The sequence below is a fragment of the Gordonia sp. N1V genome (assembly GCF_029269935.1).
In the GTDB taxonomy this organism is placed as follows: domain Bacteria; phylum Actinomycetota; class Actinomycetes; order Mycobacteriales; family Mycobacteriaceae; genus Gordonia; species Gordonia polyisoprenivorans.
The window spans coordinates 320168-332159 of the sequence record NZ_JARJDD010000002.1 but is presented as its reverse complement, the minus strand read 5'-3'; the positions used below and the strand labels follow the sequence as shown (position 1 = coordinate 332159).

The window sequence follows — 11992 nt, the reverse complement described above, 5'->3', positions numbered from 1 at the left end:
GGGATGTCATGAACGGCGGGTGGTTACGCGCCCTGCATCCGACGGATGGACTCCTTGGTCTTCTCGTCGAACCCGTCCCAGGTGGCCTGGTCGAAGTTCGCCGGTGCCGGGTCGGTGACCGTCGTCTGCGGAGCCGCCTGGGCGGCCGGTTGCGTCTGCGCCACGGGCTGCTGCTGCGGTTGTGCGGCCGTCTGCTGCTGCGGCTGTGCGGCCACCTGCTGCTGTGGCTGTGCGGCCACCTGCTGCTGTGGCTGTGCGGCCACCTGCTGCTGTGGCTGAGCCGTCGGAGTCGACACAGGACCGCCCGCACCGTGAATGATGTGCACCTTGAACTTCTTGACGGTGCCCTTGGTGACGTTGACGATCTCGGTCAACTCGATGCGAATGAGGTCACCCGGCTTCGGATCGGCCGCGCGGATGTTCGCCTTGAGATTCACTGCGCCGCAGGTGATGTTGCAGAGTTCGCCGGCGGCCAGAGTGGTCACCTGTCCCTGCTTGTTGAACGACTGCGCGGCTTCGATCAGCTCCAAGCTGATCTGGGGGCAGGCACCGCCGTTGAAGTCGACTCCGCCGTTCGGGTCGTAGATCAGCACCTTGCCGATGACGACCTGTCCGGGCGCGGCGGCCCATCCGATGAACGCACCTACCGGTGCGACGACCTCTTCGGCCTGGTTCCAATCGATGGTCATGCGTATTCACTCCTCGTGAGTTGCGTGAGTAGAAGATCGAGGAGAGTGTTCAATTGTGTTGTGGGTATTCAGTTTTAGGTCTGTGCGTGGCGCTCGCCGTGAACGATGGCCAGTAGTTGGTCGCGGAACTCGTCGCCGTAGGCGCGGCGCTCGGGCAGTGCCGAGGACTTCAGCGCCCACGGGGTCCGCGCGCTCGTGCCCTTCTGTTCGATAGACGCGTCGGCGTAACCCCTTTCGATGACGCCAGCCACCGCCAACGTCTCGAGTAGGAGATAGAGCTTCGCATCCGACATGGTCACGTCAACAATCAGATGATGATGGCCGGGCTGGCTAGACGGAAGGAGAATTGCATCGTGGTCCAGGTCGATGACTAGCTTGTGCGAGCCTGTCGGCTTTCCCTCTTCGTCAACGATTCTCGAAGTAACTAGCTTCGCGTCGACCGAATCCGTCTGGTCGAAGTCGTCAATGGCAAAGTACCCCGAGTCCTCCTTGTCGCCACGCTCGAATGAGCCATGCAGGAGGTTGGATGTGATGCGTCGGTACCGCTCGACGTCTCGCGATGACACGTCCATGATCAGATGTGGCAGTCGACGTTGACGAGCCAGGTATCACGCGGCATCGCGGTAATCGCGTTGGCGTACGCGACATTCCACTCGTCGGGATCCTTCTTGTCCGACGACATCCCGAACCAGCCCATCTTCGCGGACTCGTGCCACTCGCCCCCGAGGTCGACGAGCGCGAACGTCGGCGTCATGGACTCGGGGACGATCTGCTCGATCCGAGCAACGTCAGCACGGTACGGCTGTAGCGACTTCTCGGCCATGCCGAACGCGCTTGGCCGCGTCTGTGTAACCAGCGCGGCGTCGTGCTCCTTGAGCTGCCACATGCCGCCCCAGCGACCGCCGATGGTCCACCAATCCCATTGCGACTTAGGGTTGTACGTCGAGTAGACCTCGCCGTGCGGCCCAATGTTCTCCGGCTCCTCCCACTTGACGGCTGAGGCGTACACCTGCTCGTCAGTCCAGTTGAGCTTCGCCGGGAAGCCACCGTCTTCGTCAGCGCCGGTGATGTAGCGAACGTGAGCGGAGTTTTGGCACTCGGCGATGTACTTCTCGGGATCGGCAAGGTACTTGGCGTAGGTGCCGTCCCGGAATTTCTCGATGCGCTTGCGTTCCTCGGCGATTAATTCGGCCTTGGTCGCGCAGACGTAACGCGGAACTATCGTGTTTTCGTCGAAGGGTGCGAGTGCGGCCTCGAGCGCGGTCTCGATGTCATCAAAGGCCGTGTCGCCCGGCAGGGCGACGGTCGTCGTGAAGTGGCTCATGCTCTTTCTCTTTCGTTAGTAGTACGTGGCATAGGTTGCGGCGAGCAGACATTCGACGAACGCGATTCCGATCGCTGCGTTGGGATGGCCGAGAACCATCAGGATGAGCGCGGCACCGAGGAGGATTGACGCCGTCACGATGGGGTGGCGGAAGACGAGCCACATCACTGGACGAGCACCACGTCGATAGCTCCGAGCCAGCGGATCGCGAGGCCGAGTGCTATCTGCCGGCGCTTCGGCGGCGGCAGATAGCCGCCACTGATGCCGACCACCGGCAGAAAGGCCGCTCGGCGATGAAGGATGACGGAACTGTGGTCGGTGTGATGCTCCCACTTCCCCAGCTCGCCCTCTCGCGGCGGTCGAAACGCCCCGAGCGTTAAGCGGTACTGGCTCATGATGCCTCCTGAATAGGGATCTGCTCGCCGAGAACCGTTCCGTTGCACTCGTAAACCGTCTGCGGTTTTGCTCGGTACCACGGGCAATACACGCAGTCGTCGGACGCGGCGGCCGGAAACATCCGGTAGTTCTCCGGATGGTTCTCGACGTCAAAGACGTCGAGCGACACCATGATTCCGTCGTAGCGGGCCATGGTCTCCTCGGCGATCTCCTGGCTGTAGGACTCGAAGAACGTCCGCTTAGCGGATAGCAACCCGCCGCGCGGGAGGAAGTGCAGCATGACGTTCTCGATGGGGAATCCCGCACGGCGGGCACCGAACCCGTAGAGATGTGCTTGCCGGCGGTAGTGCAGCGGGAGGCTCTCCGGCGGATGGGACATGTACTTCTTGATGCGCTCGGCGGTGAGAAACTTGTGGTCGATCACCGTCCAGTAATCGAGGTCGATGAGGTCGCAACTGCCGCCGGTCCCCCGCCGGACCTCGACACGATGCTCCACGAGATAGCGCGTGCGACCGAGACGCTCGTTCATTGCCGTTGCGGCGTCGGCGAATCCGGAGTGCGCCTCGGTGCCGACGAACGACGGCAGCGGGTCGAACTCCGGATTACACTCGGGCTCGCGCATGAGCGCGAAGCCGAGCTTGCGAGCGCACGCGTGACCGATCTCTGATGGCCCCAACTCCACCTGCAAGTTGCGCGGGCGGTTGCGGTGATAGACAGTCAGCACCTCGTCGAGGTCGCGGGACACGCGCTCTTCGGTGGTGAAGAAGAGATCGTCGAGGCCCATGTCACCGCCGCCCTGGTCGATTGGCTGGTCGATTGGCTCGCACGAACTCCAGCAACAGTGCGAACGCCTGATCCTCAGAGAACCCGGCCTCAACGTGCACCCTGAAAATCTCATGTAGCTGGGTGGCATTCGCCTGCATCTCGCCCGATGGCCGCGAAGGCTGTTGTTGCATATCAGTGTTCCTTCCTTGGCCGGTAGGCCGGCGTCGCCGCCGTGGTGGCCAGGGTGGCGTGCACCTGAGCCTGCGCGAGGAGCACGCCGGCAAGCGCGAGATCGTTGCGGCGACGTCGGTTTCGAGCTTCGTGGGCGAGCTTCTCGGCCACCGCGTAGTGCTCCTGCGGTGACAGATGCGGAACCTCGGCTTCGTCCCGCTGCTCGTCGGACGCCAGCAACGCTCGCGCCTGCTCGGCGTGCTCCTCGGGTGTCATCAGTCCAGGGCCCCCACAACGCCGGGCGCGGAGGCGAGCAGGAGCGACCCGAAGTTGCCGCTCACGAGGCCCTCTCGCACCGGCTCGATGATCTGCTGCTGCAGCGATGCCTCGATCAGGTCGTCGAGGAAGAGCAGTCGGTAGGACAGCTGCAGCCCGGCGTCGCGGTCGATGTTGTAGCGCAGCGTCGCGGTGATCGAGATCTTCTCGGTGCCCTTGAACACCGGCACGCCGATGACGAACGTCTCGGGGATGTCGATCTTTCCCTTCGAGCCGGAACCTGCTCCGGTCTCCTCGGAGTAGACGAACTGGATGTCACCCGACTGCAGTTTGGTGCCGGACTCGAACTGCACCTTGCGTGTGGCCTTGAACTGCCGGGCGATCGAGATCAGTTCGGCCGGTTCGGGTTCGACGAGGTCGAACGCCCGATCCTCGAGGAACTCGGCGAAGTCGCGCTGGGACACGTACTTGCCGCTTCGCTCTTGCCAGGCCGCGAACTCCCGGCTGAACTCGGGCGCGTAGTTGACGCGGTGATCGCGCCATCCCTGGTCGTTGAGTACGGCGGTCAGGCTTCGATTGTCGACGTTGGCGTAGACGGTGGTGTCGTTGTCGTGCCGCAGACGAATGGCTTCGAGGAACGATGGCACGTCGTGGACGTCGAACGTCCCTCGCTGGCGGCGGGGTTCCTCGCGGTAGCGCTCGTACGAGCCGACCGTCAACACCTCGTCGCGGCTATACACCGTCGCGAGAAGTCCTGGGTGGCCGGGGACTTCGGTCGGCCGGTTCACCGAGTTCTTCACGATGTCGGCGACCGCGCCGGCCTCGGTGATGTCTTCGTTACTCATTCACTGCCTCCTGGCTGTTGTCGGTGGTCTCGGGCTTGACGACCTCGATGCCCTTGAACTCGAGCTGCTGTGGGTCGCGCTTGGTGGGGTTGCCGTTCTTATCGACGAACCACATCGACGACGGCCGTTCCCATTGGGGCAGTTTGGCTTTCACGTCGTCATCGATCTGGATCATGCCGGAGCGGTCACGCTTGACCTTGAGTGTCAGCGTCAGCGACCCGGCCTTGCCGACCTCGGCGACGCGTCCGATCAGCGCGTGGAGTTGTTCGGACAGTTCCTGGTGGATCTCGCCCTTCTGGAGTTCGCGGAGGAAGTCCGCGAATGGGCGAATCGTATTGTCGGACATAGATTCTCCTTGTTCCCGTCGACCGGTTGGCCCACGTGGCTTCTTATCGGGTGTCCCTGACGATGCGAACCTCGACGTCGGCAGTGCCGAGTAGCTCGAGGTACTGCGGACTGAAGATGCTGTTGGGACCGACGCACTGACCACCGTCGGCGATCGGGGCGAACGCGTCACAGATCCGCACGAGTCCGTTCGGGCCAACCCAGTTGGCCACCCATCGCCGCGCGGAGATACCCGCGTCGACGTTCACGTGCAGATGCTGGTGGACATGGACGATCGGCTTCGGCGCGAGGAACACCGGCGTCGAGGTCATGACTCGCCCGCGACGCGCAGCGATCGAACCTCGGTGGTTTCCTTGCAGAGGTCGACGACCTCGGGATAGTCGCGCTTGAGGATGGCTTGCGAGAAGGCGGTTCTCTTGGTGGTGGCGTAGGTGAGGACGACTTCGCCGCCGATGGTCGCTTCGTCGCCGTTGCCGATGGCCGAGACGATGTTGGCCTGGAGCTTCTTCGAGAGCTTGGTCAGCTCGGCGATCTGTTGCTTGATGGCGATGTAGGCACGGACATCACCTTCGATGTGGTCGAGCGCGGTCATGTTCTTTCGCTTTCCGTGTGCACGCGTAGCAGAGGCCGGTGGCGACGTTCACGCGTAGTAGAGGGGACATTCGGTAGCAGGAGATGCACTCAATCCAGGTCGCCCAGAGCTGCATGGCCGGGACTTAGAAACCGAGGGCGGCGAGGAGGATGACGATGAAGGCGAGGCCACAGAGCGTGAGATAGAACGCCTGCCAGGGGGTGAGGTCGCGGTCGGTCATGACTGGAGGCCCGACATACTGGCCGACCGGACCGGAAGGCCACGGAGGAGCTCGTGAATGGAGTCGGGCATCTCGAGGCCAGCGATCTCGTAGAGACGCTCCACTTGCTTCATGCGGTGCTCGCGGACCCAGCCACTACCGGCGAAGTACTCGCCCGCCCAGATGCCCACCAGTCCGCCGTTGAGGAGGACTTCGATGGCGTGGGCCGCGCACTGTTGGATGACCGGACATTCGTCGCAGATCTTGCGGGCCGTGGGCCGGTCGCCCGAGTAGCCCTTGCGCGGGAAGAAGAAGTCGTTGTCCGGCCGGTAGTTCTCCCGACAGGCGGCCCGGTCGGTCCAGTCGGGGACGATCTCGATAGACGACAGGAAGCTCAGCGCGGAGGATTCCGACGGCGATGTGGTGATGCCCGCGCCCTCGTGGATGCGGGGCGGCCGGCGTAGCTCGATGGCCATTACGCGCTCGCCTTCTCGCCCGACTCGCCCACGAGATCCGAGACGGTCGTGCCGAGCAGCTTGGCCAGGGTCTCGAGTTCCGAGGCACGGAACTCGACGCGGCCGAGATACCTGCGCGAGAACGCGGACTGGGACATATGCAGGGCGTCGGCCGCCTGCTGCTGGGTGATTCCCGCCGCAGCGGTGCGGGTTCGTACTCTCTTCGCTAGTCGCTGAGCGCCTATCCGTGTCATGGGTACGTTTGTAGTCGCTCATCGACTAGTCGACAAGTGCATGGTGCCCGCGTGTCGTACATAACATGACGCCTGACGTTGCAATTACCCGATTATCGACTAATGTCTGCGGCATGACAGCAGCAACCGAAATTCACAGCAGGAGGGCCGCTCCACGGTCTCAGGCCATTGCCAAGAGGCTGCGGGGATTCCTCGCTGAAGAACAGATTCCACAGCTACGCATCAGCGAAGCGCTCGACCTCAGCCAGTCCAAGTTTGCTCGACGGATGAACGGGCACGTAGCGTTCGGCGTCGACGAACTCGACGCCATCTGCGAACTACTTGGGATCCGCTTCGAGTGGCTGACCACCGGAAACGGCCCCACGTTCGACCCGAACGGGGGTGACCAGAGCCTCCTGACGGATTCGAACCGTCGACCTTCCGCTTACAAGGCGAGTGCTCTACCACTGAGCTAAGGAGGCATGCTTGCGCGAGTATATCCGCCGCACCGCCCGCCGCCTCATCGGCACCAGCCAGGCCACGATCGACACCATCGAACCCGGCAGCATCATGGTGGCGCCCCGGCGTCCGATCGATCGGTTCGACGTCGGGGCCATCACCGAGGTGCTCGACCTGGCGACCAAGATCGGCGCGGTGCTGCTCGACTCGGGGACCGGCGCGATCGACACCGGCAGCCAGATCCAGTTCGTCGCGAACATCTACGGCATCGAGGACGTCGACGTGGATGTCACCTACAACACCATCGTCGTCAGCGCCCGACGCGGCGCGACGCTGCCGCCCATCACGACGATGGAGACCGTCCACTACCGCTCGCTGGACTTCACCCGACTCGCGCAGGTCGACAAACTCATCCGCCGCATCCGGGATTCGGCGATCACGCCGGCCACCGCGCACCGGATGGTCGACGCGATCATCGCCGCCCCGCACCCTTACCCCTACAAGGTCGCGACTCTCGCGTGGGGGCTGATGGCCGCAGGCATCAGCGTGCTGCTCGGCGGCGGACCGCTGATCGCGCTGTTGGCGTTCGTGACGACCGGGGTCACCGTCACCATCAATCGGCTACTCAATCGCATCGGCACCCCGATCTTCTTCCAACAGGTCACCGGCGGCTTCATCGCGGTGGTACCGGCGGCGCTGGTGTTCGAGGGCGGCGAGAAACTCGGGTTCGAGATCATGCCGTCCCAGGTCATCGCGGCGGGGATCGTCGTGCTGCTGTCGGGACTGTCGCTGGTGGGCTCGGTGCAGGACGCCATCACCGGCGCACCGATCACCGGCGTCGCCCGCTTCTTCGAGCTGTTGCTGATGACCGGTGGCATCATCGCCGGCGTCGGTATGGCGCTGCGGATGCTGTCGGCGGTCGGCATCTATCTGCCCGCCATCACCACCACCACCGAGTTCGCCGCCGTCGACATCCCCGCACGCGTGGCCGCGGGCGCCTTCGCCGCATTCGCGTTCGCGTTGGCCTGTTACGCCGAGCGGCGCGCGCTGCCGGTCGCCTTCATCTCCGGCGTGATCGGTGTCGGCGTGGCCGCGGGCGCCTCGTTCATCCCGGTCGGCGATGTCATCGGGTCCGGTCTGGCCGCGGTCTGCATCGGCATGCTCGGCGGTCTGCTGGCCCGCCGCGCACTCACCCCACCACTGGTCGTCGCGGTTGCCGGCATCACGCCTCTGCTGCCGGGTCTCGCCGTCTACCGCGGTCTGTACGGGCTGCTCAACGATCAGACCCTCGACGGACTCACCTGGGCGGGCAGCGCCCTGGGCGTGGGCTGCGCGCTGGCCGCGGGGGTGACCCTCGGCGAGTTCATCGCCCGCACCCTGCGTCGGCCCCAGATCGTCCGGCCCGAATGGGCACACCGGCGGCGCCTGCGCCGACGCCGCCGGATCGAGTGGTGACCGCGAAGCCCTCAGCGGGTGACCGGGTACCATGGGAGGTCGCGCGCACCACACGACGGTGCGACAACCACGACATCCGACGACCGCGGCGCCCCATCCGGGGCCACGACCGAGGGGACATGATGGCAGCAGCCAAAACCACCGACATCGCCGACGAAGAGCTGGAGCCGGTGGCCGACGAGACCGCGATCTCCGCGCGACGCGTCGTCGCCGCCTACGCGACAGACGCCGACGAGTGCCGGATGCTGCTGGCGATGTTGGGAATCGCACCGGGCGAGAACGCCTGACCCGTGACCTCGGAGAGCCGAGCGATACCCGAATCCGGCGCCGAGTTCGTCGTGGTGGCCAACCGGCTGCCCGTCGACAAGTCGGTCGATGCCGACGGCGAGATCACCTGGAAGCGCAGCCCCGGCGGTCTGGTCACCGCTCTCGAACCCATCCTCCGCTCCCACACCGGTGCCTGGGTGGGGTGGTCGGGCATCGCCGACTCCGACGAGAACCCTGAGGTCGAGGGCATCGGCATCCAGGCGGTGCCGCTGTCGACGCAGGAGATCGCCGAATACTACGAAGGCTTCTCCAACGCCACCCTGTGGCCGCTCTACCACGACGTGATCGTCAAACCCGAATATCACCGCGAGTGGTGGAACACCTACGTCGAGGTGAACCGCCGCTTCGCCGAGGCCGCCTCGAAGGCCGCCGCCGAGGGTGCGGTCGTGTGGGTGCAGGACTACCAACTGCAGCTCGTCCCGAAGATGCTGCGCATGCTGCGCCCCGACCTCAAGATCGGGTTCTTCCTGCACATCCCCTTCCCGCCGGTCGAGTTGTTCATGCAGCTGCCCTGGCGAACCGAGATCGTCGAGGGGCTCCTCGGTGCCGACCTCATCGGCTTCCACCTCCCCGGCGGCGCCCAGAACTTCCTCTATCTCGCACGACGCCTCGCCGGTCAGGCCACCAGCAAGGGCACCGTCGGCGTGCGGTCGCGGTTCGGTGTGGTGCAGGTCGGTTTCCGCACGGTACGGGTCGGGGCCTTCCCTATCTCCATCGACTCCGGCGAGCTCGACGCGAAGGCGCGATCCAAGGAGATCCGCAAACGTGCCGCCGAGATCCGCAAAGAACTCGGCAACCCGAAGACGATCATGCTCGGCGTCGACCGGCTCGATTACACCAAGGGCATCGACGTCCGGCTACGAGCGCTCCAGGAGTTGCTGGAGGAGAAGCGAATCGACGCCGCCGACACCGTCATGGTCCAGCTGGCGACACCGAGCCGCGAACGCGTGGAAAGCTACATCCAGATGCGCGCGGGTATCGAACAGCTCGTCGGCAACATCAACGGCCGCTACAGCGAGGTCGGTCGGCCGATCGTGCAATACCTGCACCGTCCGATCCCCCGCGACGACCTGATCGCCTTCTTCGTCGCCGCCGACGTCATGCTCGTGACGCCACTGCGTGACGGGATGAACCTGGTCGCCAAGGAGTACGTGGCGTGCCGCAACGACCTCGGCGGCGCCCTGGTCCTGAGCGAGTTCACCGGTGCCGCAGCCGAATTGCGGTCGGCGTATCAGGCCAACCCGTATGACCTCGACGGCGTCAAGGACGCGATCGTCGCCGCCGTCGAGCAGGCCCCCGAAGAAGGCCGACGCCGCATGCGGGCCCTGCGCAGGCAGGTTCTGGCCCACGATGTCGGCAAGTGGGCGGCAAGTTTCCTCGGCACCCTGGCCGATACGACCGAGACCGAGGCATCGGCGAACCGCGGTGTGCGCCTACTGGATTCCGAGTCCGACGAGACTGGGACCAACGAGGCTGCATCCAACGAGTCTGGGTCGATCGAATATGGGGCCGACGAGTCGGTCGACCGGCGATGAGCGCCGAGGGCATCCCCACACCGCTGTCCGACGCGCTGCTACGGGCGAGCACGGTGGACCGGCTGCTGCTCGCGTCGGACTACGACGGCTGTATCGCCCCCATCGTCTCCCGGCCGCAGGATGCGGTCGGTCTGCCCGAATCGATCGAGGCGCTACGGGCCGCCGCACGACTCGACCGCACCACGGTGGCCGTGGTGAGCGGGCGGGCGCTGTCGGATCTTGCCGCGCTGTCCGGTCTCGCCGACGACCCGATAACCCTCGTCGGCAGCCATGGCAGCGAATTCGACACCGGCTTCGGCCAACCGGTCACCGCCGAGCAGCAGCAGCTCCTCGCCCGGATCATCGACGAGTTCGAGTCCATCGCAGCAGAATTCGACGGTGTCACGGTGGAGGTCAAACCGGTCAGCACCACCCTGCACGTTCGCAATGCGAGCCCCGCCGACGCCGCGACCGCGCTCGACCGCGCTCGTCTCGGCCCGGCCCGGTGGGACGGGGTCGAGGCCACCGAGGGCAAGGCGGTCATCGAGCTCGCCGTCATCGAGACCAGCAAGGGCCTCGCGCTAGATCTCCTGCGCGACCGCACCGGCGCCGACGTCGTCATCTATCTCGGTGACGACGTCACCGACGAGAAGGCCTTCGCCCATCTGCGCCACGACCACGACATCAGCATCAAGGTCGGCCCCGGTGACAGCGCCGCCCAGTATCGCGTCGGCGATCCCGCGGATGTGGCCGCAGTCCTCGAATTCGTTGCCGCCCATCGCCGCGAGGCGCTCGGCTGACCTGGCCGCGGCCCGGGCGAGTGGTGCGGGTTCACGACACCGCGGGCTCGGCGACCATCGGATCGGTGACCGGATCACGCTTGGCCGACTCCCGGATCACGCGATGGACGAAGCCCAGCTTGCGTACCACCGGTTGCGGAATGTCGAAGGGATACAGCGGCGGGCTGCCCATCGCCTGGTTGACGCGATTGAACATGGTGGACAGCCACTTCCAGTCGTACAGCAGTTTCTCGATGGGCTGATCGGCGTACGTCGCCAGCGGCACGATGTCGCGGTCCATCGAGAAGCGCACCTGATCGCTCTCGAGCATCAGCCCGGATTCACGTGCAGTGTCGATGGTTCCGGTGATGTGCAGATAGTGGGCGAAGCACTCGGCGAAGTCCTCCCACGGGTGCATGGTGGCGTATTCGGAGATGAACGAGTCACGCCAATTCGCCGGTGGCCCTTGCCGATAGTGCCGGTCGAGGGCGTCGCTGTAGCTCGCTCGTTCGTCGCCGAAGATCTCGCGGCACCGGTCCAGATAGCGGTCGGCCCCGTCGCCGGTTTCGACGAGCACATGCTGGTAGTAATGCCCGGTCTCATGGCGGAAGTGCCCCACCATGGTGCGGTAGGGCTCACCGAGTGACACCCGCAGCCGTTCACGATGCGCGTCAAGGGTTTCGGCGAGGTCGATGGTGATGACACCACCGGCGTGCCCGATGATCACCTGTTTGCCCTCCGACAGGCTGGACAACAGGTCGAAGGCCAACCCACCCTTGGTGCGCCAATACGGTTCGATCGGCAACCCCAGATCGGCGAGCTGATAGATCACCATCCGCAGATCGAAGGTGGTCGGCACGAGCTTCTCCACGGCGATGGTGTCCGACGGATCGGGTTGGTGGCGCACCAGCGAATCCGGGAAACACAGTCCCCGCAAACCGATCTCGCCCTCCCCCACCTCCGAGGGCGTGATCCAGTTGCAGCCCGTGCGCGACCAACTCGAACACCGCTCCCAGCGACGCCCGTCGATGTCGACGCCGTCCTCGGAGGCCACCACCAACGATCGACTCGGCAGGTGCACTCCGACGGAGGTGCCACAGCGGGGACAGTTCTGGTTCTCGAATCCCGACAGCGCATTGCAGATCGGGCACGTCAGTGCGCGCACACC

At 65.0% G+C, this 11992-nt stretch carries 18 protein-coding genes and 1 tRNA gene; 4 read left to right on the top strand and 15 right to left on the bottom strand.

Features of this window, described 5'->3' with window-relative positions; all coding sequences use genetic code 11:
- Window positions 1-23: 23 nt before the first annotated feature.
- The 14 genes from P3L18_RS04080 to P3L18_RS04015 all read right to left on the bottom strand — a co-directional run bounded on the left by P3L18_RS04080 (window position 24) and on the right by P3L18_RS04015 (window position 6772).
- Complete coding sequence (locus P3L18_RS04080; protein WP_276113311.1) at window positions 24-689, bottom strand: hypothetical protein; 666 nt, start codon at window positions 687-689, stop codon at window positions 24-26.
- A 74-nt stretch (window positions 690-763) separates the two neighbouring features.
- Window positions 764-1261, bottom strand: a complete 498-nt coding sequence (locus P3L18_RS04075; protein ID WP_276113310.1) for a hypothetical protein — start codon at window positions 1259-1261, stop codon at window positions 764-766.
- A gap of 2 nt (window positions 1262-1263) precedes the next feature.
- Window positions 1264-2013 (bottom strand): hypothetical protein, encoded by a 750-nt coding sequence (locus tag P3L18_RS04070; RefSeq protein WP_276113309.1) that lies wholly within the window; start codon window positions 2011-2013, stop codon window positions 1264-1266.
- A gap of 15 nt (window positions 2014-2028) precedes the next feature.
- Window positions 2029-2181 (bottom strand): hypothetical protein, encoded by a 153-nt coding sequence (locus P3L18_RS04065; RefSeq protein WP_276113308.1) that lies wholly within the window; start codon window positions 2179-2181, stop codon window positions 2029-2031.
- Window positions 2178-2408: a hypothetical protein gene (locus tag P3L18_RS04060; protein ID WP_276113307.1), complete on the bottom strand. Its 231-nt coding sequence runs from the start codon at window positions 2406-2408 to the stop codon at window positions 2178-2180. The genes P3L18_RS04065 and P3L18_RS04060 overlap by 4 nt, the downstream gene beginning before the upstream one ends.
- Window positions 2405-3193, bottom strand: a complete 789-nt coding sequence (locus tag P3L18_RS04055) for a hypothetical protein (RefSeq protein ID WP_276113306.1) — start codon at window positions 3191-3193, stop codon at window positions 2405-2407. The genes P3L18_RS04060 and P3L18_RS04055 overlap by 4 nt, the downstream gene beginning before the upstream one ends.
- 173 nt (window positions 3194-3366) lie before the next feature.
- Window positions 3367-3621, bottom strand: coding sequence for a hypothetical protein (locus P3L18_RS04050; RefSeq protein ID WP_276113305.1), 255 nt, complete (start codon window positions 3619-3621; stop codon window positions 3367-3369).
- On the bottom strand, window positions 3621-4466 hold the full coding sequence (locus tag P3L18_RS04045; protein ID WP_276113304.1) for a DUF2303 family protein: 846 nt from the start codon (window positions 4464-4466) through the stop codon (window positions 3621-3623). Before P3L18_RS04045 ends, P3L18_RS04050 begins: the two co-directional genes overlap by 1 nt.
- On the bottom strand, window positions 4459-4812 hold the full coding sequence (locus tag P3L18_RS04040; protein ID WP_276113303.1) for a hypothetical protein: 354 nt from the start codon (window positions 4810-4812) through the stop codon (window positions 4459-4461). Before P3L18_RS04040 ends, P3L18_RS04045 begins: the two co-directional genes overlap by 8 nt.
- Before the next feature lie 43 nt (window positions 4813-4855).
- Window positions 4856-5122, bottom strand: a complete 267-nt coding sequence (locus tag P3L18_RS04035) for a hypothetical protein (RefSeq protein ID WP_276113302.1) — start codon at window positions 5120-5122, stop codon at window positions 4856-4858.
- Window positions 5119-5403 (bottom strand): hypothetical protein, encoded by a 285-nt coding sequence (locus tag P3L18_RS04030; protein ID WP_276113301.1) that lies wholly within the window; start codon window positions 5401-5403, stop codon window positions 5119-5121. Before P3L18_RS04030 ends, P3L18_RS04035 begins: the two co-directional genes overlap by 4 nt.
- 216 nt (window positions 5404-5619) lie before the next feature.
- Window positions 5620-6078, bottom strand: a complete 459-nt coding sequence (locus P3L18_RS04025; RefSeq protein ID WP_276113300.1) for a WhiB family transcriptional regulator — start codon at window positions 6076-6078, stop codon at window positions 5620-5622.
- Window positions 6078-6311, bottom strand: coding sequence for a helix-turn-helix transcriptional regulator (locus P3L18_RS04020; protein ID WP_276113299.1), 234 nt, complete (start codon window positions 6309-6311; stop codon window positions 6078-6080). Before P3L18_RS04020 ends, P3L18_RS04025 begins: the two co-directional genes overlap by 1 nt.
- A gap of 389 nt (window positions 6312-6700) precedes the next feature.
- Window positions 6701-6772 (bottom strand) — tRNA-Thr (locus tag P3L18_RS04015).
- A gap of 4 nt (window positions 6773-6776) precedes the next feature.
- Between P3L18_RS04015 and P3L18_RS04010 the strand changes: the two genes are divergently transcribed.
- From P3L18_RS04010 to otsB, 4 genes are all read left to right on the top strand, one after another.
- On the top strand, window positions 6777-8204 hold the full coding sequence (locus P3L18_RS04010) for a threonine/serine exporter family protein (protein ID WP_276113298.1): 1428 nt from the start codon (window positions 6777-6779) through the stop codon (window positions 8202-8204).
- Window positions 8205-8326: 122 nt separating this feature from the next.
- Window positions 8327-8491 carry a hypothetical protein gene (locus P3L18_RS04005; protein WP_172398723.1) on the top strand — a complete coding sequence of 55 codons (165 nt, stop codon included), beginning with the start codon at window positions 8327-8329 and terminating at the stop codon, window positions 8489-8491.
- A 3-nt stretch (window positions 8492-8494) separates the two neighbouring features.
- The gene (locus P3L18_RS04000; protein WP_276113297.1) at window positions 8495-10066 is read left to right on the top strand and encodes a trehalose-6-phosphate synthase; all 1572 of its coding nucleotides are present in this window, start codon (window positions 8495-8497) and stop codon (window positions 10064-10066) included.
- Entirely contained in the window at window positions 10063-10845 is a 783-nt protein-coding gene (gene otsB, locus P3L18_RS03995) for a trehalose-phosphatase (protein ID WP_276113296.1), read from the top strand. Before P3L18_RS04000 ends, otsB begins: the two co-directional genes overlap by 4 nt.
- Before the next feature lie 31 nt (window positions 10846-10876).
- Here otsB and P3L18_RS03990 read toward each other — a convergent pair whose 3' ends face one another.
- Window positions 10877-11989, bottom strand: coding sequence for a putative zinc-binding metallopeptidase (locus P3L18_RS03990; protein ID WP_276113295.1), 1113 nt, complete (start codon window positions 11987-11989; stop codon window positions 10877-10879).
- Window positions 11990-11992 lie beyond the last annotated feature (3 nt).